The sequence below is a fragment of the Acuticoccus sediminis genome (assembly GCF_003258595.1).
GTDB classification, from domain to species: Bacteria; Pseudomonadota; Alphaproteobacteria; order Rhizobiales; family Amorphaceae; genus Acuticoccus; species Acuticoccus sediminis.
Genome location: NZ_QHHQ01000018.1, coordinates 1 through 25,617 on the forward strand (window position 1 = coordinate 1; position 25,617 = coordinate 25,617).

Sequence of the window (25,617 nt, forward strand, 5' to 3'; positions counted from 1 at the left end):
CCCTCCGGCTGAGCGCCGGACCACCCGGCGCCTTCTCCGAGAATGAACCTCCATAGGATCTACAACGAGGAACGGCCGCACGGCGCAATCGGGAATAAGGTCCCGGCGGCGCTGATGAAATTGGCACCCGAACCCAGCCCGGCGTGCCGATGAAAGCCGGAAAACTCTACCCTCCCGCGGGGGCAATTCAGGAGAGCAGACCAGGGCCATTCAACACTCCTCATCGAGGACTTTAATCGTCTCTCCACTTCCGAAGAAATCCCCTTTACGAGTTTTCGTCCTAGGCCGCGGCAGGCCTCTACTCGGCCGCGAGCGTCAGAGGCTGCGAGTCGGGGAGCGACTGGAGCATCGCGAGGCGGTCGGCCTCGGATGTCGTCCCGGAGACCTCGTCGCACCAGACCCGGAAGAGCGACATGCGGTAGGAGCCAAATGCGGTGATCATCGGCACGTCGGCCGCATCCTGACCGCGGACGAGGAGGATGCGGCCGATCCGGGGCGTATTGTAGCGGGCGTCGAACGTGTACCACTCGCCCTCGAGGAACACCTCAATCCAGGCGCAGAAATCCGCTGGGCCGCTGTCAGGGACGCCGACGTCGCCGAGGTAGCCGCTCGCGTAGCGCGCCGGGATATTCATGGCGCGGCAGAGCGCGAGGGAAAGCTGCGCGAAATCGCGGCAGACGCCGGTCTTCTCCCGCATTGCGTCGACGGCCGTCTTGGTCGACCGGCCGAAGCCGTAGCCGAATGTCAGGTGGTTGTGCACGAAGTTCGAGATCGCCTGCACCCGCGCCCAGCCGGGCGGAACGGAACCGAACAGCTCCCAGGCGCGGGCAACGAGCTCGTCGACCTCGCAGTAACGGCTCGCCGTCAGGAACGTGAGCGTGTCCGACGGGAGGTCGGCCACCTCGTGCTGGCGCGCGTCCCAGTTGAAGCGGTCGGGCGCGCCGCTGTCCTCGACGAGGATGTCGGACGACAACGTCAGCTCGCCGACGGGCGCGACAAGCCGCGTGCGCCAGTTGCCGAATCCGTCGACGAAGGCCGTCGTCGGGACCGAAGGCGTCGTACGGACGCCCGCGTTGCCCACGATCCGGTTCGGATACGTCGAATGGGGCGATAGGGCCAGAAGGAGCGGCGTCGGCGCGTCGCAGGTGATGGTGATTTCGAATCCGGCGCGAATGAACATGGGCGGATGGCCTCCTGAACCCTAGATGTTGCGTGGTCGGTGCGGCGCCCGGGGCGCGCCAGCAACGGATGACATGACTTCCCCGTAAACTTCAGTCGATGCGCCCGTGACATCACGGGGCGCACCAGGGTGAGCCGGATGACGACTCTGCGCATCGTCCATATGACCCGGTATCTCTACGATCGGCCCGTCTGCTTCGGCGTGCATCACCTGATGCTCCGGCCGCGCGATGCGCACGATATGCGGATCCTGCGCACGGGGCTGGCCGTCTCGCCAACGGCGCGGCTCGACTGGACCTTCGACACGTTCGGCAATTCGGTCGGATGGCTCAGCTTCGAGGAGGATGCGGCGGAGCTCGTCATCGTGAGCGAGCTCGACCTGCGGCGCTACGGCCTCGACGATCCTCTTCCGGTCCTGTCTAACAGTTCGGCAGCCTATCCGTTCCAGTACGACCCCGACGATGCGACCGATCTTGGGCCGCTTCTCCTGCTGCTGTGGCCCGGCGAGCGGAGTGACGTTGAGGCGTGGATCGCGTCGCGGCTTCCACGTCTTCCGACCATCAGCGTCGAGGTGCTGGACGCGCTTTCGAGCGAGATCCACGATGGCTTTCGCTATCGTCGGCGGGAGGCTTACGGCACGCAGTCTCCCGCGACGACGATCCGCAGCGGCGAGGGGACATGCCGCGACTTCGCGCTCCTCTTCATGGAGGCGGCGCGAACGCTCGGATTTGCCGCGAGATTCGTCACCGGCTACCTTTACGATCCAGCCAGTGACGTTTCGGCGGGCGACGTCGATGCTGGAACGATCCGCGGTGGCGGCTCGACCCATGCGTGGGCGGACGTCTTCATCCCGGGTGTCGGCTGGGTGGAATTCGACCCGACGAACCGCATCGCCGCGAGCCGCAATCTCGTGCGGGTCGCGACGACGCGGTCGCCCTCACAGGCCGCGCCGGTCAGCGGGACCTGGCGGGCCGCAGGTGCGCGCTTCCTCGAGATGGATGTCTCGGTTAGCGTAGTCCGGCGCGATGACTGACCTTGCCGCTCTCTGGCGGCCTGCCGTTCTCGTGGCGCCGGTCGGGACGGGGAGCCCTCAACCGCCCCGTACGGAGATCGTCAGTCCGCGAGCTGCAGGTTCGACGCGGACTCGCGTCCGCGCTCGAGGTCAAAGGTGACCTTCTGCCCTTCGCCGACGCTCGTCAGGCCGGCTCGCTCGACGGCGTAGATGTGAAGAAAGCTGTCATGCTATCCGCCCTCATGCTGGATGAAGCCGAAGCCCTTCTGAGAAGTTAAACAAACTTCACGGTGCCCTTGGCCATCGTGATTATGCCTTTGATTTCGCTGCGCGCGACATGCCGCAGTGAGAGCAAAGTCGCACTGTGGCAGCAAAGGAAACAGCTGACGAAAATGATAACTAGAGCACTTTCGGCTTGCGGAGAATCGGGCAAATCAGATTCTGAGATGGTCGTGATCGCGTTCGGGAGTTCGCACGATGGCGCCGCTGTCCCATGATTTGAGGGTTCGTCTCGCAAGAGCCGTCGATGCCGGCGGCTCGGCTCGCCAGGTGGCGGCCCGCTTCGATGTGAGCCCGTCGACCGTCGTCAAGCTGATGCAGCGAGTGCGGGCGACCGGCAGCGTCGAGCCGGCCCGGATCGGCGGGTATCGCAAGCCGCTGCTGGCCGCTCACGAGGCAACGATCCGGGAGCTGGTGGCGGCAAACGGGAGCATCACGCTCGTCGAGCTGAGGGCGGCCATCATCGCGCGCGGCGGCCCGGCGGTGTCGCTGTGGGCGGTCTGGTCGATGCTGCAACGGCTCGGGCTCAGGCACAAAAAAAGTCGCTGAAGGCGGCAGAGCAGAACCGCCCCGACGTCGCGAAGGCGCGCCGGCGCTGGCGCGGTTTCCAGGGTTTCATGGATCCGGACCGCTTCGTCTTTCTCGACGAGACCGGAGCCTCAACCAACATGGTCCGCCGCACGGGCTGGGCCCCGAAGTCCGAGCGGCTCGTCGACCACACCCCGCACGGACACTGGCACACGACGACGTTCGTCGCTGGCCTCCGGGCGTCTGGGATCGTCGCGCCGCTCGTGCTGACCGGGCCGATGAACGGGCGGACCTTCCTCGCCTATGCCGAGCAGTTCCTCGCGCCAGCACTCTCGCCGGGCGACGTCGTGGTGATGGACAACCTCGCGGCGCACAAGGTCGCCGGGGTGCGCGAGGCGATCGCCGCGGCCGGCGCCAGCATCCTCTACCTGCCGCCCTACAGCCCCGACCTCAACCCGATCGAGATGGCCTTCGCCAAGCTGAAGGCGCTCCTGCGAAAGGCGGCCGCACGAACCCGCGACGAACTGTGGGATACGATTGGCGCACTCCTCGCCCGCTTCGATCCCGACGAATGTCGCCGCTACATCCGCCACTGCGGCTATGAGTACGACTGAGCCGAAAGTGCTCTAAGGACCTTAATGTGCGCGCTCCATTTCTGATGGCACAAGAGATATTTGTATGTTCTTCGAACATTTTCTCAATGTTAATGCCGGGTGCCCAGTTGAATCTTTTGCCATAACGGTCGTCTTGTCCAAGTCTTGGTCGTATCCCATATAATAATAGTCTTCCCAGGCTTGCGACGCTCCCGGGTTGTTCAGACCGGTGGCCGCCCCGAGCAGGCGGACCGTCAGCGCATGTGACGCGTCCCCAGAAAGGATTCCCTTGAGCAACGGCGAGAGAAGACCGGACAAGAAACTCAAGTCGGCGGACCCGAGCGCGAAGAAGGCGAAAAAGACCGCCGGACCCAAGTATCTGCGCGACACCATGGCGGCGAGTCCCAGCGTTGCGAAGCTCGATGGCCGAAAGAACAAATCATGAGCAACGGCAGCATCAGCGATCCCATCCAGATGATGTACGATGCCGATTTCGCTGCCCCGGCGGAGATCTTCGTGTCCCGCCACGCCGGTTCCAAACGTGGAAGCCTCGGCTATCACCGCTTCGCGACCGCCGAGCAGGCGATCTATTTCGCCATCGAAAACTTCTCGCATCTTCGTGCCGATGAGGTCGTTATGGCGGTCAACGAGAAGCGCTTCAATCTTACGTCGCTGCGCGCGCTCGGACGCGTCAATCGGCAGGATGCCTCCCGTTCGGCGGAAGGCCACCGACGAGGCGCTTTCGGGCGGTCTCTGTTCGCGGTCTGACGGTCCTTTCGCCGGAAGAAATTACCTTCCGGCGTGCGCATCTCGCCCTTGCCTTTCCAAGCCTTGAACAGAGTGAGTTCCCGTTGAGTACCGAATGCCCTCCGAGCACTCGGAGCAGCTGCCCTGCGCCGGTGGACGCACTCCCGCGTGGCGCGATCCATCCCGATGAGATCGGCCGCGCGTTGAAGGTCTACGGGCAGCCGAGGACGGGCCGAAGCCTGTTCGAGGTGGGCGCCTCGGTCCTCCCCTTCGTCGCGATCTGGATCGCGATGTGGGCCGCGCTCGTCCACGTCGGCTACTGGCTCGTCCTGTTGCTGGCGGTTCCGGCCGCCGGGTTCCTCGTCCGCCTGTTCCTCATCCAGCACGACTGCGGGCACAGCTCGGTATTTCGTCGCCAGTGGGCGAACGATTGGCTCGGGCGTGTTCTCGGGGTCATCACGCTGACGCCCTACGATCACTGGCGCCGCACACACGCGTTGCACCATGCCGGATCCGGCAATCTCGAGCGCCGCGGCATCGGCGACGTCGCGACGCTCACGGTGCGCGAGTATCGCGCGCTCGGCCGGTTCGGAAGGCTGCGCTACCGGCTCTACCGCCATCCGGCGATCCTGTTCGGCATCGGCCCGCTGTTCGTGTTCGTTCTCCATCATCGCCTCCCGATCGGCTTCATGCAGAGCGGGGCAATGCACTGGACGAGCACGATGGGGACCAACGCCGCCATCGCCGGCGTGACGGCCGTCCTGATCTGGATCGTCGGGGTCGGTCCGTTTCTTGCGATCCACGGCCCGATCGCCTTCCTCGGCGCTGCGGCCGGGGTCTGGCTCTTCTACGTCCAGCACCAGTTCGAGCACACGTACTGGGATGCCCCGCCGAGCTGGCGCCGACCGGTGGCGGCGCTCGAGGGGAGCTCCCACTACCATCTGCCGGGGGTCCTGCGCTGGCTGACGGCGAACATCGGTATCCACCATGTCCACCATCTCTCGAGCCGCATTCCCCATTACCGGCTCCCTGAGGTGCTTCGCGATCATCCCGAACTCGACGCGATGAACCGACTGACGATCGCGGACAGCCTCAGAAGTGTCCGCCTGTCGCTCTGGGACGAGGACCGCCGACGCCTCGTCCCGTTCTCCACCGCACGACTGTCGTAAGCCCTCGGGGCGGGACGCCGGGGCGGCTCGATCCGTCTCCCCCCGCGGCCCTGGCTGTCCGGGCGACCAACGCCACTCAATCCGAAAGGATCTGCCACTTGAAGACCCATCACGCCGAGGCACCGAGCCACATCTACGCGGTCGGTCAGTCTGTCCGCTTCCGCAACAGGATGGATCGGCCGCCGCATTCGCCGGAGGATTTCAGGATCACCCGCACGCTGCCGCCCGTCGGTGGCCTCTTTCAGTACTCCATCCGCAGTGAGGCCGAGCCGTATGAGCGGGTCGCGACGGAGGACAGGCTCGAACTTCTACCGCCATCGGGCGGTGTGCGCGGCTCGCTGTCGGACCGCGTCTTCGGCGGCGGCTGACCCCGCCGACACGCCACCGCACAGGTCGCCACCGCCCGAGGGGTTGCCGGCCCCGCCTGATTCGGCGGGGACCGCCGTGTTTAGGACAGCTAGGCGCACCCGCCCGAGAGTGGGTGCCATGCCGATGAGCCGCTAGGAGAGCCTGCGAGTGCTGCACGACTCTGCGAAGGAGCAGGCGCGACGAGGACGGAAGCCGAGGATTGCCTTTGGGATTTTGCCCGCGTCGCGCCCAATCCCGGCCGGCTGCGGGCGAGGGTTTATGTCCCGGAGGAGCTTCCCGCGCGCGCCCTCTCATCGTCGTCCTCCACGGCAGCCTTTAGTCCGCGGCCGAGTACGACGATGGGACCGGCTGGTCGGACCCTTGCCGACCGGCATGGCTTCGCCCTTCTCTTCCCGCAGCAGCGGCGGCAGAACAACGCGTTTCTCGGCTTCAACTGGGTCCGGCGCGGCGACAGCCGCCGGAACCTCGGCGAGCCGGTGTCGATCGTCGCCATGATCAGGGCCGTCGGGGCGCATTGCCACTGCGATCCCCGCCGCGTCTTCGTGACGGGCCTGTCGTCGGGCGGGGCGATGACGTCCGTACTGTCCGATCACGGGGACGGCTTCCCTTTCTTAATGAGGTTGACGCCCTTCCGCCGACACCGGCTCGCCAAAGCCGGCGTGCCGGTTAGCGTGTCAGCAATTCGTTGACACATGTCAGTGGATTGCTTACATAGTCCGGTGCCGATCAGATCGTTCAAATCCAAGCCGCTGGCCGATCTCTGGAGCAAGGGCAGCACAGGCAGGATCGACAAGCGGATGCACGCGAGGATCCTCCGGCGCCTGGACCGGCTCGATGTCGCGGCCAGCGCCGAGGAGATGAACCTCCCCGGTTTTGACTTCCACGCCCTTCGAGGGTTCGATCCGGTCCGCTTCACGATCCACGTCAACGGCCCGTGGTGCATCACCTTCGAGTTCGAGGACGGCGATGCCTGCCGCGTCGATTTTGAGCAATACCATTGAGGAGGGGCCTGATGACCGAGTTCGCCGCCGTTCGTAATCCGGATCGCTGCCCGACCCATCCCGGTGCGCTGTTGCGAGAAGACCTGATGCCTGCGGTCGGCAGGAGCAAGGTGGAGATCGCGCAGCTCCTCGGCATCTCGCGGCAGCATCTCTATGACCTTATCGCCGAGCGCAAGCCGGTCACGGCCAACACGGCGGCCCGCCTCGGCAAGCTGTTCGGAGATGGCCCCGGACCCTGGCTGCGAATGCAGGCCACCTACGACGCCTGGCATGCGATGCGCGAAGTCGACACCTCACAGATCCCAACCCTGACCGTGGCATAGAGCGCCGGGCGAATGACCGGCCGTTACCCACCGCCGGCTGACCGAACATAGGCGTAGAGTGTCGGCTTCGAGATCCCCATCATCGTGCAGATCTTGGTGACCGTGAGCTTCTTCTCCCGGTAGAGCTGCACCGCCAGTGCCTGCTTGTCGCCATCGAGGGCCTTCGGGCGGCCTCCGAGGCGGCCGCGTGCGCGGGCAGCGGCGAGGCCCGCCTGGGTCCGCTCGCGGATGAGGTTGCGCTCGAACTCGGCGAGCGCGCCGAAGAGGTGGAAGGTGAGCTTTCCCGTCGAGGTCGCGGTATCGATCCGCTCGGCCAAGCTCTCCAGCGCGACCCCCTGCTCTTCGAGATAGAGCGCCCAGGTGATGAGGTCTTGCAGCGAGCGGCCGAGCCGGTCGAGCCGCCACACCACCAGCGTGTCGCCCGCGCGCAGCAGCTCCTTCGCCTTCTCGAGTCCCGGCCTCGCTGCCACCGTTCCGCTCGCCTTGTCGACGAGGATCTTTTCGCACCCTGCCTTCTGGAGGGCGTCGCGCTGCAGATCGAGGTTCTGCTCGATGGTGGACACCCGGGCGTAGCCGATCTTCATGGGTGACTCCTGAGAAAGAAAGACAACTCATCCAGACCGCAAAATTCTTAACGTTGATTTCCTGACCGGGTATTTTGCCGCTCGTGCGGGCCAAACGGCCTTCGCGACGCGGACCAGCTCGATTGGCAAGGAACCGTCCGTTTGTTTGCCGACGGCCAAAGAGGTGATGACCTTCCAAGTTCCACCGTGCGGGCGAGGCCGGAAGTGATTTTGCGACCGCCACAAACTTCCCTTCGACAGCACCGCATGCTGCTCTGTTAGCCGGTTAGACGTTCGGCGGAGGCATAGAGTGGAGTGGCTCGTTATCGGAGTGATCGTTGCGGTCGTTTGGTATGCGGTCACTCGCAGATCCAGAAACGGCGAGAAATCGCCCCGCAAGGGACCCATAGCCCCACGCTCTCCGCCGACTACGCGCGTCGAGCCCCGAGGGATCGACCGGCAAGAATTTGGCGGCGAAGAGGGGCGGAAGCACATAGCAAAGTCAGCCGACCGGATCGGGACAGCGCGACCCGTTACGCCTCCGACGATACCCCTATCCCGCGGCACGCAGCGAAGAACTGATCAGCAGGAACGCCCCGACGATATGCGGCGGCGATTACAAAGGCAGGAGCCGGCAGAGTGGATCGGCTTCGGCGAATTCGTTTCCATACACGGCTATTCTATACCGGGCATGGTCTATGTCGGAAGCATTCTGCGGGCCCAATATTATGGGGGAACCAAAAACTGTCTGATCGATCCAGGTCTTCCAATCTCAGCGGGGAGTTCGGACAAGGCGGGAAACTCCATGCCCTATTGGCCATCCTATTCGGAAATCGAGCCCGCGGCGCGCCGAACGTATCTCGAATGGCATGCGCAGCGGCGCCGCGATCCCGACATTGGGATTGGCTACGTATTCCTCTACTTCTACGGTCTGGAGCGCCGGCTGCTCGTCGACAAGGCGCTGGTGGAAGGGCCAGTGATCACGGCCGAAGTGGAACGCCTCCTCGGTATCTACGGAACGAACGGATCGTTCCATGGCTATGCGCACCGGTTCCTAGCGGCGGCCAACATCGCGATGGGTCGCACCGGAAGCGTCCCCGAACTGTCGCCGGACATGCGCGGCGGCTACGAGATGAGCTACCCTGTCCGCCTCCATCTCGGACGCCAGCTCGCGGAAAAGCGACCGCTCGCGGCGGAAGACGCGCTCCTGTGGATCCTTTCGCTGCCCGACACACGACTGCGGACGCCGGCGACGCGCTGTTTCGAGGAGTTTCGTGAACTTTGGCAGGTGCGCTTCGCGGAACGCCATCCGAAGGGCCTGAAGGTCAATCCTCCAAAGACGAAGCTGAAGTTCGAATATCGTGCGGCGAGCAACACGTTCAGTGTGGAGCTCCCGGTCGAAGGCGGCACCGTTCCAGATATTGCTGCAGTGTCTGCCCCGATCGAAGGACTACGGGACCTGGTGAACGCGTGCTCCGACGAGCTCGACGCCTACAGCAGATTTTTGGGGCGCAGGCCCGACGCAAAAGCGAGCGCTGAGGCCATCGCCCTTCTGCCCAAAGAAATTCTGGGTAGCGACGCGGCCGCCGCTGCAGCGAGGATCCGCTCTGAACTCGAAGAAATCTTCGGCGGGCAGTCGATCGTCAGCCTTCCGATCGAGCGATTGATCGAATTGCTGCAAATCCCTCTGTCGTCGTCAGGGAAGATCACAGCGGCGGCGGCCGGCCAGATCGGCCAGTGCCTCGACAAGCTCGACATGGGTTTCGAGCCAGACCGGCGGTACGGTCCGGTGACGCTGACGCCCAACGGGCAGACCGTGCTGTTTAAGGCACCACATGGCGGTCCGGTGGACGCCGAGAGGCCTCAATACAACGCTGCGAGAACCATGGTGGACGTCAGCGTGCTCGCTGCGGCAGCGGACGGCGATATCCACGAAGCGGAATTCCGGAGTGTCCGCGATGAAATTTGGAGCTTTGATGGTCTTGCCGAAGCCGAACGCATCCGGCTGTCGGCACACGCGATCCTTCTCTTGAAGGACGCGCCACGGCAGCAGGCCGTCATGAAGCGCCTCGCCGGGCTTCCGAAGGAGGAGGCGCGCCGTGTGACCGAAGCCGCGCTGTCCGCCGTCCTCGCAGACGGCCATGTCGATCCGTCTGAGATCCGTTTCCTCGAGAAGCTCCACAAAGCGCTCGGCCTACCGGAAGCGGACGTTTATGCCTCGCTGCATCGGGGGCAGGTCGTGGTGGACGAGCCTGTCAGTGTCATTCCCGAAGAGCGCTCCTCGGGGGAGGCCATCCCCCCTGCGCCTGTGCCGGAAATGGGTATCGCGCTCGACCACGCCCGCCTTGCGCGTCTCCGGAAGGAGACCTCGGAAGTCTCCTCCCTGCTGGCGGACATCTTCGTGGAGGACGAGGATCTCGTACCGACTGTGGCTCAGGCGCCGGCAGTGGAGGGGGGCAAACGGCTTTTCGCCGGCCTCGATGTGGAGCACGGAGAACTTCTCGCCAGCCTCATCGCCGTGGGGCGGCTCGAGAGGGAGCGGTTCGAAGAGATGACCCAGCGCTTGCGCCTGCTGCCCGACGGCGCGATCGAGACCATCAACGAGTGGGGCTTCGAGACGTTCGACGAGCCAGTCCTAGAGGAGGACGGTGACGTCGTTGTCGTCGAGCATCTGTTGCCGGAACTGAAGAAACTGGAGGCCGCGACGTGACGAAGAGCAAGATCAGGACGCGAGACCGCGACACCATCCTCCAGGCATTGGCGGCCGGTGTGGTGCCGCGAACCGGACTCCAGCATATCCAAGTGGGCCGGAACGCGGAAATCACCGCCCTCGTTCGCGACATCGATCGGATCGCTGGTGGCAGCTCCGCGCTTCGCTTCGTGATCGGAGAGTATGGCGCCGGCAAGACCTTCTTCCTTAACCTCGTGCGTCTCATCGCGCTCGAACGGAGATGCGTGACGATCCATGCCGATCTCGCGCCGGATCGCCGCCTTCATGCGACGGGCGGTCAGGCCCGTGCGCTCTATGCCGAAGCTGTCCGGAACATGGCGACTCGCACGAAGGCTGACGGCGGGGCTCTGGCGAGTGTCGTCGAGCGTTTCGTGACGGAGTGCGTTCGGGATGGCGAGGCGCGCGGGGTCCTGGTCGAAAACGTCATCGAGGAACGCCTCGCTCGCCTTCAGGACCATGTCGGAGGCTATGATTTCGCTGCCGTCCTCAAGGCCTACTGGAGGGGCAGCGAGGACGGGGACGAGGTGCTCAAAGCAGCCGCGTTGCGCTGGGTTCGCGGCGAGTACACCACGAAGACCGAGGCACGCCAGGCGTTGGGCGTGCGCACCATCATCGACGACGGCAACGTCTATGATGGCCTGAAGCTGCTGTCCGAATTCGTCCGCCTCGCCGGTTATGCTGGCCTCCTCGTCGTGTTTGACGAGATGGTCAACCTCTACAAACTCCAGAGCGCTCAGGCGCGAAACCAGAACTTCGAGCAGATTCTGCGTGTCCTGAACGACGTCCTTCAGGGGAACGTCTCCGGCATCGGCTTCCTGTTCGGCGGGACGCCCGAATTCCTGATGGACACCCGGCGTGGGCTCTACAGCTACCAGGCGCTACAATCTCGCCTGTCGGAAAATGCGTTTGCCGGAAACGGACTGATCGATATGTCCGGGCCGGTCCTGCGCCTGCAGAGCCTGACGCCAGAGGACCTGATGATCCTCCTCGCCAATCTCCGGAACGTGTTCGCCGAGGGCGACCCCGACCGCCACCTCGTCCCCGACGAGGCGTTGCCGGCGTTCATGGCGCACTGCAACCAGCGCATCGGGGAGGCCTATTTCAGGACGCCTCGCAACACGATCAAGTCCTTCGTGCAGCTTCTCGCCGTGCTCGAGCAGAACCCCGGCACCGACTGGCGCTCCCTGGTCGACGAGGTGAACCTTGCCCCTGATGTCGAGGCAAGCGACGGATCCGGTGATGATGGCGGCGGAGATGAGGATCTCGCCACTCTGCGCATCTGAGGTGTCGGCTTTCGACAGACTCCATCCGGAGATCCGGCGGTGGATCTGGGAGCAGAAGTGGGACGAGCTTCGCGAGGTCCAGTCGCGCGCGATCACGACGATCCTGAGCGAAAAGGATGACGCTCTCATTGCTGCCGCCACGGCCGCCGGCAAGACGGAGGCCGCATTCCTTCCGATCTTGACCGAGGTGGCGGAGCGGAAGGAGCCCGGCATTGCCGCACTCTACGTCAGCCCGCTGAAGGCCTTGATCAACGATCAGTTCCGCCGCCTCGAACCGCTGTGCGAGCGGCTGGGGATCGAGGTTGTTCGGTGGCACGGCGATGCCCCCCAGTCGGGCAAGACCCGGATCCTCAAAGCCCCGTCCGGCATCGCTCTCATTACCCCTGAATCGATCGAGGCCATGCTCATCCGGCGGCCGAGAGACGCCCATCGCCTCTTCGCAGCCGTCGATTTCGTGGTGATCGACGAGCTTCACGCCTTTCTCCAGGGGCCGCGTGGGCTCCACCTCGCGTCCCTCCTGCGCCGCCTCGACCGGATTTCCGCACGTCGGGCGAGACGCATCGGGCTGTCGGCCACGATCGGCGATCTTCAGATCGCGGCGGCCTGGCTCCATCCGGAAGCGCCCCAGACCGTCAGCGTCATCGAGGCAGCCGGCGACCGGGCGGAAATCAAGATTCAGGTGCGCGCCTACCTCGATCCGCCCGACGTCGACGATATCGACGGACTGGAGGAGGACGAGGGGCCACGCCTTGCTCTTGACGATATCGCCGATCATGTCTTCGAAACGCTGAGGGGTGAGAACAATCTTGTCTTTGCCGGCTCGCGCAGGCGCGTCGAGGCGCTCGCAGATCGGTTGAGGCGGCGCAGCGAAACAGCCGGCGTTCCCAACGAGTTCTTCCCCCACCACGGGAGCCTGTCAAAAGACCTCAGACACGAACTCGAGCTGCGTCTGAAGAAGGCCGATCTGCCGACTACAGCCGTCGCCACCACCACGCTGGAGCTCGGCATCGACATCGGCTCGGTGAAATCGGTGGCGCAGATTGGGGCGCCACGATCCTTGTCGTCTCTGCGGCAGCGACTCGGCCGCAGCGGCCGGCGAAAGGGCGTACCGGCGATCCTGCGCAACTACGTGCGAGATCGCCATATTCCGGCGGATGCAGATCCGCTCGACCGGATCCGGCCGGAGGTGGTGCGCGCCGTCGCTGCCGTTCGACTGCTCGTCGCAAAGTTCGTGGAGCCACCGGGTACGTCGCCCGCCCTTGCAACGGTCGCACTTCATCAGACGCTTTCGATCATCGTCGAGCGGGGTGGCGAGCGCGCCGACCGCATCTACGCCACGCTGTGCGGGAGCGGTCCGCTATCGGCCATCACAGCCAAGGATTTCGGCGTCCTGTTGCGTGGCATGGCGTCGCCTCAGGTCCGCTTGATCGAGCAAGCCCCTGACGGAACGATCATGCTGGGGGAAATGGGGGAGCGACTGACGAGCGGCCGGGACTTCTACGCGATCTTCGACAGCGATCAGGAATGGCGCCTCGTCGCGAGTGGACGGCCGTTGGGAACCATCCCCCTTTCGAATGTGGTCAGTATCGGCAGCCTGCTCGGCTTTGCCGGCCGCCGGTGGCGCGTCGAGAGCGTCGACGATGCAGCGCACGTTCTCGACGTCGCCCCCCATCCCTCAGGACGCCTGCCGAAATTCGATCGTCTCTCTGTTGAAGGGATCCATGACCGCCTGGCGACCGAAATGCGTACTGTGTGGATGGCGTCGGACGCACCAGCTTATCTCGACCAAGTGGCGGCCGAGTTCTTGAGAGAAGGCCGGGCCGCGTTCCGGGAACTATCCCTGGAAACGAAACGCATCGTCCCCGCCGCCTCGGACACCCATGTGCTCCTTTGGCGAGGGGCTGCCTTCTCGTCGACCTTCGCGGTGGCGCTGACATCGGCGGGCCTGGAGTGCGAGGTGCATGACTTCGGAGTGACCATTGCGGACACCTCGCCTGTGGAGGCGGCAGCAATTCTTGGGCAGATGGCGGCTGCCCCCCCCCCGAATGCCGACGACCTGTCGGAGTTCGTTGGAAATTTGAAAACCGCCAAATTCGACGAATACGTGCCGGATAGCCTGCTGCGCGCGCTCTGGGCACGCTCGAACCAGCCGTTGTGCCAGCAAATCCCGGCGACGGCGGCAGTACTGATCGAGAAGGTTAAGGCTCCCGGGTAGGACGTTGCACGCCCCCGCGAAAACGGCATGTTGAGAGTCCCCTTTCACGAGACGCTTTCAAGAAGCATTGCGCGCTTGACCCCGGAGAAGGGATGTTCATTCGCGATGGCCTGAAAATCCTTCGAGGCTGTTGAAAAACGCCGGTCGTTGATGGTCGGGAAACCGCCGATCTGAATCGATGCTCTGCGGGTAGCGCGAAAGCGGAGCAGCGCGATGATGGGCCGGCAGATCGAGCACGCGTCGCTCTTCTACGAGTTCAATCTGGAGGACCGTGTTCCGGCCGGTCACCTCCTGCGACGGGTCGATGCGGTTCTCGATCTGAGTTTCGTGCGTCGTCACATGGCCGCGCACTACAGCGCCACCGGGCGGCCGTCGATCGACCCGGAGCTGATGGTTCGGATGCTGCTCATCGGTTATCTGTTCGGCATTCGCTCCGAGCGGCGACTGTGCGAGGAGGTCGACCTCAACCTCGCATATCGCTGGTTCTGCAGGCTGGATCTGGCCGGCAAGGTCCCCGACCATTCGACCTTCACGAAGAACCGCCACGGGCGCTTCCGCGAGAGCGGTCTGATGCGGACCGTGTTCGAGATGTCTGTCGAACAGTGCCTGGCGGCGGGCACTGCAAGCACCACGCATGTGGCGGTCGACGGCAGCCACATGCGCGCGTCGGCGGCGCCGGATCGCTGTGTCGCGTCCGTCACCGATCTTCCCAGCGCAGATCAGGCCTCGCGCGCCGTGCGCGAATACCTATCCGATCTCGACCAGGCCTGCCCGGATCTGGAGGGCGTCCGCCGTTCGGCGGCCAAGCGCGTCTCGCTGACCGACCCGGCGGCAGCGCTGAGCCGCAAGCACGGCAAGGCGCGGTTCGCCTACGGCATGAACGCGCTCATCGACACCGAATCGGGTGTAGTGCTGGGCGTCCAGGCGGCGCCCGAGCGTTTTGCCGACGAGCCCGAAGCCGCACGCCGGATGATCGAACGACTGCGGGTCCGGCACGACGCGGTCCCGCAGGTTCTCACCGCGGACAAGGCCTACGGGTCGGGCCCGTTCCTGGCGTGGATCGAAGAGCGCGGGATCGAGGCGCACGTTCCCGTCATCGATCGCACGCATCAGACGGAGGGACGGATGACCCATGCCGACTTCGGCTACGACAAAGAGGGCGACCGCTACCTATGCCCTCAAGGCAAGCCGCTGCGGCGTGTCGGCGACGCCAGCGGAGAGGCCAGACGCAGCGGCACGACCGCCTACCGAAGCCGCGCCAGCGACTGCAAGGGATGCCCGATCAAGACGCGCTGTACGACGAGCTCGACGCGAGCGATCAGCCGATCGCTCCATCAGGACGTTCGGGTGACGGTTCAGGCCCGCCAAGCCACCGAGGCGTTCGAGCGCTCGCTGCGGTTGCGCAAACGCGTCGAGCGGCTGTTCGCCTGCGTAAAGCATAACGACGGCCTCCACCGCCTCCGGCTACGCGGTCTGCGCGGCGCCGACGAGCAGTTCGTCCTCGCCGAACGGCGCAGAATTTGAAACGAATGACGAAGCTCCTCCCCGCGGATGGTCCAGGGACCCGGACGGCCGCCGCGTAAACCGCCCGGCGGGTCCTGCGAGACGTGATCCTCCGGGCGGCAACAATCGACGGCGGAAGATCGAGGAAAGGGCGATCGGCCACGAGCTTGTCTCGACGGACTTCTTCAACAGCCTCCTTCGTTTTTGAGATATCGAGTGATTTTCCGCTGAATGGAGCTAACATACGTCAGCACACCTCGCCCGATCCTGACGTAAATAGCGAATTGTCGAAACTGCGTCGCACCTCCGCAGCCGCAGAACTCACCTAGCTGGCCAGCGGCACCCCGCGGGGACGGTCGCGGAGAATTGGCGACGGATCCGGGCGGCGTCAACCTACCAGCAGCGGCGATCGACCGGCGCGGCGACGGTGCCAGGAGCTGAGCCCCCGAACCGGAGACACGTGCAATCCGTGCCTCAACGGCGCTCGTTCCTTGCGCGTCCACATTGGTCACCCATTCTACGTATGAGAGGCGAAACAAAGCCATGACACATGCAGAACCTTCCGAGACAACCACTCTCGAGCGGCGTGTACTGGCCCACGAGAGGGTCCTTCAGGCGCTCATCGCCTACATGTCCCGCACGGAACCGCGTTTCGTCGAACATCTGAGCAAGCGTTTCGTGGAGCCGATGAGCATGGTGCGACACGAACACGACTACCAGGATACTGACGATTATGCCGAAGAGTTCATTCGCGCTGTAATGCTTCTCGGCGAAAAGCACGCGCGAGCCCCGGAAAATGGCGGCGCGGCAGCGTTGAAGAGATCCGCACCAAAGCAACCACTCCCAGCAAGTTCTGCACAGCAAGCCACTCAACTGGAGCGGGTTCAGCTTCGAGAGAGGAGCGGGATCTGGGAGGTGAAGGTCGATGGCGCCTTCCGCGGCGATTATCGCCAAAAGGAGCAGGCCCTTGCGGCCGTGGCTCTACTGAAGCTGGCACTTAGATCCAGTGAGGATTGCTATCGACCCGGCATACGAGGAGGACATGAAGATGAACATCAAAGCGACGGATACTAAAGCTCGCGTTCAAATGTCGCGGTTGCACTACACGGGCGCCAGTCGCGGTGCGCTAGTACAGGGGCCCGAACGTCAAGCCGGGGCGGACCGCGATCAATTACAGGGCTCGATACTGGCGGCCGAGAACGAGGGTATGCCGCCTCGATCGGATCAGGCCGGACTCCCTTACCAAGGCGAGCATCAGCCGCCCGTACGGAATTCCTCAGAGGGGGTCTCCAAACAGGTGCAGGGGGATGGATAGTTCAACGGGATACGCCTCAAGTATATATCGATGACAATCGAGAATATCATGTACGCTGCGGACGTATTGGGGAGTTTATATAAATATAAAAATTTATCCGAATCTGTCTGCGGCGCGCCTAGTATCTCGGCATTGATAGGAAGACAATGATGCGCGAAGTCGCTGATGCCTCTCCTGATGGGCGTGAGTTCGAACCTTTTTTGTACGCTTCGATCGGTGAAGATCGAAACGGAAATATCGTGACGGTTCTCTCAACGTTTGCCAGATTGGGTCTGGATCCATGGAAGGAAGCTGCCGAAGTCTCCACGTTGGGACGGGAGGCGGGTCGCGAGCGATTGGCACTGCTCCTTTCAAGGTTCCGCGACGTGCCTACCCTCGGACGAGATTATGGCGCTGTGGCGCAAGAGTTGATACTTCTGCTACCAGAGCGCTCCACGCTTCACGCTAAGTCGCTAGCTGGGTCATTTGTGGCCAAGGCGCCATTGATTTCGCCATCGCTGATCCTAGCGATCCTCATGATTCTTCTGATTGTGGCGCAAGTCGTATTAGCTGGGGCTCGTGGTTCAGGCGAATGACGTGCCCGTTGTCAGCCGATTTTCCCTCCCACAGAACGGGTTACTTCAAAAGAGGGCCCGTCTGATCGAGATAACCCGGATCGAACTCCGCCAGTGTGATCAGGCGATCGTAGTTGTTGAACGTCACGTGCCCCTCCCGAAATGTGACTAGTCCGCCTTCTCGCAACTGACGCAGGACGCGGTTGACGTGCACGGCGCTCAGCCCCAAGGCATCGGCCAGATGGTGCTGGGTCAAAGGACAAGCGTAACCCGCCTTGGTTCCCATCCCCACCAGGGCCAGCCTGTATCCCAGTTCGAGAAGGAAATGCGCCATCCGGGCACCGGCATCACGTCGTCCGATGCCAACGAGGTGCTCAACCACCATTGCTTCGTCCCGTGACGCCGCCCAGAGGACGGCCATCGCCAATCGAGGGGTCTGCGCAAATGCGTCCAGAAGGTCGGCAGCCAGAACCTCGACTGCTTGAATATCGGTGATCGGCTCGAAACTGTGATCTGCAGTGCGCAGCAGAATACTCCGTAGACCCAGGAAATCCCCAGGGATCTGAACGTCAACGATCTGACGCGATCCGTCACGCTGGATCTTATAGGAGCAGACCCAGCCCGCTGCCAGAATATAGGCCGCCTGCTTCGACTGCCCCTGTTGAACCAGATCGCGTCCCGCAACGAAGATTCTACTACGCTGATGGAGATGCTCCAGCGTGGCGAGCTCCGTCTCGGACAGGGAGACAAAGGCAGAGAGCTTTCGGGTGAGCGGGCTTCTCTGAACGGTGCTCAACGACCCCTCCGAAACAGGTGGCGAACTCCCGACAATGCGGGCGCAGAAACTGCTGTCGATCAGTTCAGCATACCGGACCTTGTGCGAGGATTAGCGACTTCCTCACATATCACAACGCTCTGATTGCCAGTGTAAGGACAGCCTCGCGATGCCCGATCAGACAGACCACTTCGGAATGGCCGCCCTCTCGATCTGCGAGGCGCTCTTGCTTGCCTTACACGATCACGGGCTACTGCCAGATCACGAAATCGTCGGGGTTCTTCGCGACGCCGCCGCCACCCACGAGAATGCTGTTGGTCCGGATTCCGGAAGAGCAGCCCATCGGGCCGCTGCCGACCTGATTAACAAGATTATGATTGACGGAAAGTCGATTTATACGATGGGAGGGGGTCGAAAAGACGTCGATTAAGGCCCGCGTGGTCAATTAACATTAAGCCAAAATTGGATCGCTAACTGTTATGATCGACGATCAAAGCGCAAATCTCCCCTATGAAATAGCTGATAAGGTCACGCGACCGTTCGCACGTTTTCTTAAAATCGAGGCGGCGGCCGGCGGATTGTTGCTCCTCGCCGTGCTGCTGGCACTGATTTTGGCGAATTCGGCCTGGGCCGTGCCTTTCCTCTCGTTCTGGGAGATCCCGATCGGCCTGAAGTTGGGATCACTGGATTTCACCCGTTCTTTGCGGCACTGGATAAATGACGGGTTGATGACCTTCTTTTTCTTCGTGATTTCGCTCGAGCTCAAACGGGAAATTGTTCTCGGTGAATTGCGAAATTTCCGCCTCGCTGCGCTTCCCTTCGCCGCCGCCTTGGGCGGCATGGTCGTCCCGGTTTCTATCTACTTGACGTTGATGGCCAATCAGCCGGGGATGCATGGATGGGGAACAGTAATGGCGACCGACACGGCGTTTGTGATCGGTTGTCTGGCACTCTTTGGTCAACGCATACCGCCGACGCTGCGCCTTTTTTTGCTGTCGCTGGCGATTTTCGACGATGTAGGAGCAATTCTCGTCGTCGCTATTGGCTACGGAGAAGCGCTGAATTGGCTCGCTCTTTGCCTCGGGTTATCCGCGCTGGCCTTCCTGGCAGGCGTTGCCAAGCTCGGGATAAGAAGCGTCCCATTTTATTTTCTGGTTGGCGGCGCGATCTGGTTGTGTTTCGACGCCTCTGGCATCCACGCGACAATCGCAGGTGTTGTGCTGGGGCTGATGACACCAACGCGCATATGGGTGAACGATGCGCGCCTGCGCATGATCCTCGGCCGCGTGCTCTCTTATCCAGGGGGGGAGCATTGGAGCGGTGACACCGCGGAACGCCACGACCTCCGCGCAGCCGGCCGGGCCGTTGCGGAAGCGCTTTCCCCAGTGGAACGCCTTGAAATTATGCTGCACCCTTGGGTTGGATTTGGTGTCATGCCGCTCTTCGCGTTGGCCAACGCTGGGATTGCGATCGAGAGTACCGATTTTTGGCAACCCGTCTCCGTAGCGGTCATTGCAGCTCTGGTACTCGGCAAACCCGTGGGGGTACTCAGCTTCAGCTGGCTCGCCGTCCACGTTGGTCTGGCAAGGCGAGCCCCGCACTTGTCCTGGCCGTTCTTGACCGCAGGTGCTTTTCTCACCGGCATCGGGTTCACCATGTCGCTATTTATTGCAGGCTTGGCTTTTGATCCGGCCATGCTGAATGCCGTCAAACTTGGGATCCTCGGCGGATCAGCCCTTTCCGCCATCATCGGCATCCTGATGCTGATCCGGCTTACAACGCGTGCGGTGCAGGTGCGAGGTCAGTCACATAGCTGAACCAGCCGCTTCGCGCACGTGATGCGACCGTACACTGACCCGCGATCTCGCGAGCTGAGGACGAGTGCACCGCACAAGCCGATCGCCGGCGGTCGCTCTCCAGAAAGTCGTGTGTATCGGCTCGGGACCGATGCTCTCCGAACACCAGACGCGCGAATGCGCCGCTGGCCGTACGCTATCCCGATACCCATATATGACCTAACCGTTCTTGTGCATTTGCAACGCCCTGGTGGACGGAGTAGTCGGCGAGTTCAAGGCAATACCCTGCCTTCGACTGACGCGTGACGCAGCATCCGGGAACACTATGCGAATTGCTCAAGTCGCGCCGCTGGCCGAATCCGTCCCACCGAGGCTCTATGGCGGCACCGAACGGGTTGTCTCCTGGCTGACCGAAGAGCTCGTTCGCCAAGGCCATCAAGTCACCCTGTTTGCGAGCGGGGATTCGACGACCTCCGCCCAACTGGTCCGCAGCGTGCCGGAAGGGTTGCGTCTCGGTGGAATACGCGACCACACCGCGAGTCTTCTCGTGATGTTGGACGAGGTTCGACGCCAGGCAGCAGACTTTGACATCATCCACTTCCATGTGGATCTGCTGCAGTTCCCGATGTTCAGGAAGGCGTCAGACCGATGCCTTACGACTTTGCACGGACGCCTCGATCTTAGCGATTTCCATCCCGTCTACCGTACCTTTCGGACGATGCCGCTGGTGTCGATCTCGGCGAGCCAACGCGTGCCCCTTCCGGCAGCCAATTGGCTCGCCACCGTCCAGCACGGGCTCCCGTTCGGACCTCCCCCTGCCGAAACGCAAGACCGCAGCTATTTGGCGTTCCTCGGCCGCATCGCTCCTGAGAAGCGCCCGGACCGCGCGATTGAGATTGCGAAGCGGGCCGGTATTCCCTTGAAAATCGCGGCGAAGGTGGATCCCGCCGATCAGGAGTATTTCCAGCATGTTATCCAACCTCAGCTCGATCATCCGCTGATCGAGTTTATTGGCGAGATCGGTGACCATGAGAAGCGGGACCTCCTCGGCAATGCTCTCGCTCTGCTGTTTCCGATCGACTGGCCGGAGCCCTTCGGCCTGGTGATGATCGAGGCGATGCGGGAAGGCACACCGACGATTGGCTGGCGAAGCGGAGCCGTTCCTGAAGTGATCGATGAGGGCGTCACGGGCTATATCGTCGAATCGATCGATGCAGCGGTGGCGGCGTTGACGAAGGCGTTTTTTCTGGACCGGAAAGCCGTCCGCCAGCGGTTCGAGGAGCGGTTCACTGCGTCTCGGATGGCGCAGGACTATATCACCGCCTATGAGCGCGTGCTCGACGCGCCAACGGCGACGATGCCGAGGGAGCGGAGCGTCATCCCACCTCGGCCTTTGCCGATCGCCATGCCCGGCGCGTTGGCGGATGATTGGCCGCAGTTCTCGGGAGTGTCACAGGTGCAGATCTGATGGTGTTGCAGTCCGTCGGGCACGTGACGGTCGCGAATCCTTCCCATTACGAGGTCGAGCCCCAGACCTCTCTCGTCGGTCGGTCCTTGAAAAGCCTCAAGGACGGTGAAAGTTTCGCCGTCCTCGACAGCCACGGGGATCTAGGCACCGTGCCGAATACGGCGGAAGGGCTTTTCTTCCGCGACACCCGCTTTCTGTCCCGCATGGAACTGCGTCTGGAGGGGCATCGGCTGCTCTTGCTCAACTCGGAAACCCATGACGATAAGGCGGCGCTCTCCGTCGATCTCACCAATCCCGAAGTGCAGGGCGTGGACCGTCTGCCGCCGGAGACCATCTTTGTCGAGCGCATGACCTTCCTCTGGAAGGCTGTTTGCTACGAACGACTGAGCATCAGAAATTTCACCTCGAGTCGTCGCCGTCTGACGTTGGACTATCAGTTTGATGCCGACTTTCGAGATCTGTTCGAGGTGCGCGGGATGAAGCGCGTCAGGCGGGGTCTCACCTCGGTCGAAGTGATGGCGCAGGATCGCGTGGCGTTTCACTATCAAGGCCTCGACGGGGTCAAACGGAGGAGCGTGATCGGCTTCGCTCCGGTCCCCAAGGCGCTTGGAGCAAATCAGGCGGTATTCGAGTTCGCGCTCGGGCCGGGCGAGAAGACCTCCATTTTCCTCACCGTCGCCTGCGACGAGCGGGAGCCGGCGCAGGTGATGGATTTCTTCGGTGCCTATCGTGACAGCTGCCGAGCGAGGCGGGCTCGGACCGCTGACATTGCCACCTTGGAGAGTTCGAGCGAGCTGTTCAACGAGGTTGCGTGTCGCGCCACGTCCGACGTCTACACACTCATCACCGCGAGCGATCTCGGTCCCTACCCTTACGCCGGGATACCCTGGTTCAGCACTGTCTTTGGGCGCGACGGCATCTTCACGGCAATGTTCATGCTGTGGGTCGATCCATCGGTGGCCCGCGGGGTATTGCGCACATTGGCCGCAACGCAGGCCACCGAAGCCGATCCCCAGTCGGATGCGCAGCCCGGCAAGATCCTCCACGAGATGCGTCACGGCGAGATGGCGAATCTCGGCGAGGTTCCGTTCCGCCGCTACTACGGCAGTGTCGACGTGACGCCGCTCTTCGTCATGCTGGCCGGGATGTATCTCGACGCGACAGGAGATCTCGAAACGATCGCCAGCATCTGGCCCAATATCGATGCAGCCCTGCGCTGGATCGACGAGTATGGCGACCGGGATGGTGACGGTTTCGTTGAGTACTATCCTGAAAGCTCCGGAAGTTTGACCAATCAGGGCTGGAAGGACTCCCACGACTCCGTCTTCCACGCCGACGGCGCGGATACCGAAGGGCCGATCGCTCTATGCGAGGTCCAGGGATACGTCTTCGCAGCCAAGCGCCTCGCCGCCCAAATGGCGAGGCGTCTCGGACGCGACGGGGCGATAGGTCTCTCGGCCGCCGCGGAGACGCTGCGCACCCGTTTCGAGGACTCGTTTTGGGATGAGGAGCTGGGCACCTACGTTCTCGCTCTCGACGGCGCCAAGCGGCCATGCCGGGTACGCGCCTCGAACGCGGGCCACGCGCTCTTCGCGGGCATCGCGGCGCCGGAGCGGGCTGCCCGCGTGACCGACGAACTGATGAACCGCAATGGGTTCAGTGGCTGGGGTATTCGCACGCTGGCTCAGGGCGAAGCGCGATATAATCCGATCTCATACCACAACGGCTCGGTATGGCCCCACGACAATGCCGTCATCGCCATCGGCTTTGCCCGCTATGGCTACAAAGCTGAGGCGATCCGCGTCTTTGAGGGGTTGTTCGACGCAGCCAAAAACCAAGAGCTGAGGCGTCTTCCCGAGCTGTTCTGCGGCTTCATGCGCCGGCCGGGGCGAGGCCCCGCACCATATCCGGTCGCCTGTTCGCCGCAGGCGTGGGCCGCTTCGGCCGTGTTCGGATTGCTCGCGGCCGGCCTTGGGCTCGAGCAGGTTCAGGCCGACAACGAGCTTCGCTTTCGAGAACCGCTGATGCCGTCCTTCCTCGACGAGATCGTCCTGCGGAACGTCCACCTCGGCTCCTCACGTACCGACGTAAGGATGCATCGCTATGGAGAGGACGTTGCGACGACTATTTTGTCGCGTTCCGGTCATGCGAAGATATTGGTGATAAAATAAAATAGACTTCGTTTTGAGGTATGCGGTCCGTTATCCGCTATGCGGACAAAACGGACATCAGGTTGCCAACGCCTAGCCGCTGGGTTCAGCTTGAAAAGCGCCAGTTTCGTCACAAAGAGACTCAGCCAATTGGAGCCATACAAGATCACGCCTATGCCGCAGCCTACCTCCCCCGCGCCCGCCGGCTCGCCCGTGTATGGGGTGTCGACTGGCCGGAGCGCTTCGAAACGGCCACCTGGAAGCGGCTTCACGAAACTCTCTCGATAGAGCCGTCCTATGCACGCGCGTGACGCGAAATGGTAAGCCTCCGGCGGAGGCCGCCTTGCGGGTGATGAGCGGAGCGGCGGAGAACTGTGCGTATGGACAGGCATACGCACAGGGCGTTCGAGCGGTTGGAGGTGGTCGAGAGGGGCCGCCGGCGTCGCTGGAGCGATGACGAGAAGCTGAAGATCGTGCTGGAGAGCCTGGCGGGTCCGCGGCTGGTCTCGGCGACGGCCCGGCGGCACGCGATCTCGCGCTCGCAGCTGGTGACGTGGCGGCGCGCGTTCCGGGTGGAGCCGCTCCGATCTGCGATGACGCCGACGTTCGTGCCTGCCATCATCGAGCCGGTCCCGGCGGAGCCTGAACCGCAGCCGGTAGAGCCGCGGCCTGAAGCCCCGGCGACGACCTCGCGGATGGAGATCATTCTTACCTGCGGCCGGCGGATCGTCGTCGGCGCCGACGTGGACGGGGAGGCGCTCGCCCGCGTGGTCGCGGTGCTGGAGCGTCGATGATTTCGGTTCCGAGCGGCGTCAGGGTGTGGCTGGCGACCGGGCACACGGACATGCGGAAGGGGTTTCCCGGCCTCTCGCTGCTGGTCCAGGAGGTGCTGCGGCGCGACCCGTTGAGCGGCCATCTGTTCTGCTTCCGCGGGCGTCGCGGCGATCTTCTGAAGGTGATCTGGCACGACGGCCAGGGGGCGTGCCTGTTCACGAAGCGGCTGGAGCGGGGGCGTTTCCTGTGGCCTTCGCCCGCCGATGGGGCCGTGACGATCACGCCGGCGCAGCTCGGCTACTTGCTGGAAGGGATCGACTGGCGCCACCCGCAGGAGACCTGGCGGCCGACGTCGGTCGGGTGACGTTTTGCCTTGGCGGATGCCGGGGATCATGATTCGCTGAAGGCGTGGACACGACCTCCGATTCGCTCCCCGACGACCTTGCCAGCGCTCACGCGATGATCCGCGCGGAGCGGGCACGCCGCCTCGCCGCGGAAGCGGCGCAGTCGGACGTGGCCGCTCTGGTTGCCCATCTGAAGCTCCAGATCGAGAAGCTGAAGCGCGAGCTCTACGGCAGCCGCTCCGAGCGCAAGGCGCGTCTGCTCGAGCAGATGGAACTGCAGCTCGAGGACCTCGAGACGGCGGCCAGCGAGGACGAGCGCGCCGCCGAGAACGCGGCGCTGCAGACAGGGGCGGCCCCCGCGTTCACGCGCAAGCGCCCCGCGCGCAAGCCATTCCCGGACCATCTGCCGCGCGAGCGCGTTGTCATTGCCGCGCCGGAGAGCTGCCCGTGCTGCGGCTCGACCCGGCTGTCGAAGCTCGGTGAAGACATCACCGAGACGCTGGAGGTGATCCCCCGCCGGTGGAAGGTGATCCAGACGGTGCGCGAGCGGTTCGCCTGCCGTCAGTGCGAGACGATCACGCAGCCGCCGGCGCCGTTCCACGTCACGCCGCGAGGCTTTGCCGGACCGAACCTTCCGGCGGCGATCCTCTTCGAGAAGTTCGGCCAGCACCAGCCGCTGAACCGGCAGAGCGAGCGCTATGCCCGCGAGGGCATCGACTTGTCGGTCTCGACGCTCGCCGACCAGGTTGGCGCCGCGACGGCCGCCCTCGCACCGCTCCACACCGTGATCGAGGCGCATGTACTGGCCGCCGAGCGCCTTCACGGCGACGACACCACGGTGCCGATCCTGGCCAAAGGCAAGACGATCACCGGCCACATCTGGGCTTACGTGCGCGACGACCGGCCGTTCGGCGGGAGGGCACCTCCAGCCGCGCTCTACTATGCT

Annotated in this window: 25 protein-coding genes; 22 read left to right on the forward strand and 3 right to left on the reverse strand. The window is 63.4% G+C overall.

The genetic code is table 11. The annotated features are described in order from the left end of the window. Positions 1-298: 298 nt before the first annotated feature. Positions 299-1,180, reverse strand: a complete 882-nt coding sequence (locus DLJ53_RS33625; RefSeq protein WP_111352689.1) for a transglutaminase-like domain-containing protein — start codon at positions 1,178-1,180, stop codon at positions 299-301. 138 nt (positions 1,181-1,318) lie between these two features. On the opposite strand from DLJ53_RS33625, the gene DLJ53_RS33630 reads away from it, so the two are divergent. The 9 genes from DLJ53_RS33630 (at position 1,319) to DLJ53_RS33670 (ending at position 7,200) form a co-directional block, all read left to right on the forward strand. Then, entirely contained in the window at positions 1,319-2,212 is an 894-nt protein-coding gene (locus DLJ53_RS33630; RefSeq protein ID WP_111352690.1) for a transglutaminase family protein, read from the forward strand. A 456-nt stretch (positions 2,213-2,668) separates the two neighbouring features. Further along, positions 2,669-3,612, forward strand: a protein-coding gene (locus DLJ53_RS33640; RefSeq protein ID WP_235708155.1) for an IS630 family transposase whose coding sequence is annotated in 2 segments (ribosomal slippage) — positions 2,669-3,011 and positions 3,011-3,612 — 945 coding nt in all. Because the reading frame shifts where the segments join, the coding sequence is not laid out codon by codon here. Positions 3,613-3,880: 268 nt separating this feature from the next. Beyond that, a complete protein-coding gene (locus tag DLJ53_RS35410) occupies positions 3,881-4,036 on the forward strand; it encodes a hypothetical protein (RefSeq protein WP_162409817.1) in 156 nt (51 codons plus the stop codon). Further along, the gene (locus DLJ53_RS33645) at positions 4,033-4,359 is read left to right on the forward strand and encodes a hypothetical protein (protein WP_111352692.1); all 327 of its coding nucleotides are present in this window, start codon (positions 4,033-4,035) and stop codon (positions 4,357-4,359) included. The genes DLJ53_RS35410 and DLJ53_RS33645 overlap by 4 nt, the downstream gene beginning before the upstream one ends. A gap of 131 nt (positions 4,360-4,490) precedes the next feature. Then, a complete protein-coding gene (locus DLJ53_RS33650) occupies positions 4,491-5,507 on the forward strand; it encodes a fatty acid desaturase (RefSeq protein ID WP_211100731.1) in 1,017 nt (338 codons plus the stop codon). A 98-nt stretch (positions 5,508-5,605) separates the two neighbouring features. After that, positions 5,606-5,875 carry a hypothetical protein gene (locus DLJ53_RS33655; protein ID WP_202913511.1) on the forward strand — a complete coding sequence of 90 codons (270 nt, stop codon included), beginning with the start codon at positions 5,606-5,608 and terminating at the stop codon, positions 5,873-5,875. A gap of 339 nt (positions 5,876-6,214) precedes the next feature. Next, positions 6,215-6,565 (forward strand): PHB depolymerase family esterase, encoded by a 351-nt coding sequence (locus tag DLJ53_RS33660; protein WP_111352694.1) that lies wholly within the window; start codon positions 6,215-6,217, stop codon positions 6,563-6,565. A gap of 30 nt (positions 6,566-6,595) precedes the next feature. Further along, positions 6,596-6,877, forward strand: coding sequence for a type II toxin-antitoxin system RelE/ParE family toxin (locus DLJ53_RS33665; protein WP_202913512.1), 282 nt, complete (start codon positions 6,596-6,598; stop codon positions 6,875-6,877). Positions 6,878-6,888: 11 nt separating this feature from the next. After that, positions 6,889-7,200 carry a HigA family addiction module antitoxin gene (locus DLJ53_RS33670; protein ID WP_111352696.1) on the forward strand — a complete coding sequence of 104 codons (312 nt, stop codon included), beginning with the start codon at positions 6,889-6,891 and terminating at the stop codon, positions 7,198-7,200. A 23-nt stretch (positions 7,201-7,223) separates the two neighbouring features. Here DLJ53_RS33670 and DLJ53_RS33675 read toward each other — a convergent pair whose 3' ends face one another. Beyond that, positions 7,224-7,784: a recombinase family protein gene (locus tag DLJ53_RS33675; protein ID WP_111352697.1), complete on the reverse strand. Its 561-nt coding sequence runs from the start codon at positions 7,782-7,784 to the stop codon at positions 7,224-7,226. 583 nt (positions 7,785-8,367) lie between these two features. Here DLJ53_RS33675 and DLJ53_RS33680 point away from each other — a divergent pair. The 6 genes from DLJ53_RS33680 (at position 8,368) to DLJ53_RS34990 (ending at position 17,385) form a co-directional block, all read left to right on the forward strand. After that, positions 8,368-10,473 (forward strand): tellurite resistance TerB family protein, encoded by a 2,106-nt coding sequence (locus tag DLJ53_RS33680; protein WP_111352698.1) that lies wholly within the window; start codon positions 8,368-8,370, stop codon positions 10,471-10,473. Beyond that, the gene (locus tag DLJ53_RS33685; RefSeq protein ID WP_111352699.1) at positions 10,470-11,777 is read left to right on the forward strand and encodes an ATP-binding protein; all 1,308 of its coding nucleotides are present in this window, start codon (positions 10,470-10,472) and stop codon (positions 11,775-11,777) included. The genes DLJ53_RS33680 and DLJ53_RS33685 overlap by 4 nt, the downstream gene beginning before the upstream one ends. Continuing rightward, positions 11,734-13,992 (forward strand): DEAD/DEAH box helicase, encoded by a 2,259-nt coding sequence (locus DLJ53_RS33690; protein WP_202913513.1) that lies wholly within the window; start codon positions 11,734-11,736, stop codon positions 13,990-13,992. The genes DLJ53_RS33685 and DLJ53_RS33690 overlap by 44 nt, the downstream gene beginning before the upstream one ends. Positions 13,993-14,205: 213 nt before the next feature. Next, the gene (locus DLJ53_RS33695) at positions 14,206-15,516 is read left to right on the forward strand and encodes a transposase (protein ID WP_425320983.1); all 1,311 of its coding nucleotides are present in this window, start codon (positions 14,206-14,208) and stop codon (positions 15,514-15,516) included. A 522-nt stretch (positions 15,517-16,038) separates the two neighbouring features. Then, positions 16,039-16,569: a hypothetical protein gene (locus tag DLJ53_RS33700; RefSeq protein WP_211100732.1), complete on the forward strand. Its 531-nt coding sequence runs from the start codon at positions 16,039-16,041 to the stop codon at positions 16,567-16,569. 390 nt (positions 16,570-16,959) lie between these two features. Continuing rightward, positions 16,960-17,385 (forward strand): hypothetical protein, encoded by a 426-nt coding sequence (locus tag DLJ53_RS34990; protein WP_146620186.1) that lies wholly within the window; start codon positions 16,960-16,962, stop codon positions 17,383-17,385. A gap of 40 nt (positions 17,386-17,425) precedes the next feature. Here DLJ53_RS34990 and DLJ53_RS33705 read toward each other — a convergent pair whose 3' ends face one another. Next, a complete protein-coding gene (locus DLJ53_RS33705; RefSeq protein ID WP_111352700.1) occupies positions 17,426-18,160 on the reverse strand; it encodes a Crp/Fnr family transcriptional regulator in 735 nt (244 codons plus the stop codon). A 148-nt stretch (positions 18,161-18,308) separates the two neighbouring features. On the opposite strand from DLJ53_RS33705, the gene DLJ53_RS33710 reads away from it, so the two are divergent. The 7 genes from DLJ53_RS33710 to tnpC form a co-directional block, all read left to right on the forward strand. Next, complete coding sequence (locus tag DLJ53_RS33710) at positions 18,309-18,569, forward strand: hypothetical protein (RefSeq protein WP_111352701.1); 261 nt, start codon at positions 18,309-18,311, stop codon at positions 18,567-18,569. 52 nt (positions 18,570-18,621) lie between these two features. After that, on the forward strand, positions 18,622-19,956 hold the full coding sequence (gene nhaA / locus DLJ53_RS33715) for a Na+/H+ antiporter NhaA (RefSeq protein ID WP_162409819.1): 1,335 nt from the start codon (positions 18,622-18,624) through the stop codon (positions 19,954-19,956). Positions 19,957-20,260: 304 nt separating this feature from the next. Then, complete coding sequence (locus DLJ53_RS33720; RefSeq protein ID WP_111352703.1) at positions 20,261-21,403, forward strand: glycosyltransferase family 4 protein; 1,143 nt, start codon at positions 20,261-20,263, stop codon at positions 21,401-21,403. Beyond that, the gene (locus DLJ53_RS33725) at positions 21,403-23,574 is read left to right on the forward strand and encodes an amylo-alpha-1,6-glucosidase (protein WP_111352704.1); all 2,172 of its coding nucleotides are present in this window, start codon (positions 21,403-21,405) and stop codon (positions 23,572-23,574) included. The genes DLJ53_RS33720 and DLJ53_RS33725 overlap by 1 nt, the downstream gene beginning before the upstream one ends. Positions 23,575-23,933: 359 nt before the next feature. Beyond that, positions 23,934-24,347 (forward strand): IS66-like element accessory protein TnpA, encoded by a 414-nt coding sequence (tnpA, locus tag DLJ53_RS33735; RefSeq protein WP_111352705.1) that lies wholly within the window; start codon positions 23,934-23,936, stop codon positions 24,345-24,347. Then, the gene (gene tnpB / locus DLJ53_RS33740) at positions 24,344-24,691 is read left to right on the forward strand and encodes an IS66 family insertion sequence element accessory protein TnpB (RefSeq protein ID WP_111352706.1); all 348 of its coding nucleotides are present in this window, start codon (positions 24,344-24,346) and stop codon (positions 24,689-24,691) included. Before tnpA ends, tnpB begins: the two co-directional genes overlap by 4 nt. 95 nt (positions 24,692-24,786) lie before the next feature. Continuing rightward, positions 24,787-25,617, forward strand: an 831-nt coding sequence (gene tnpC, locus DLJ53_RS33745; RefSeq protein WP_244935231.1) for an IS66 family transposase, incomplete at its 3' end; no start/stop codon positions are given.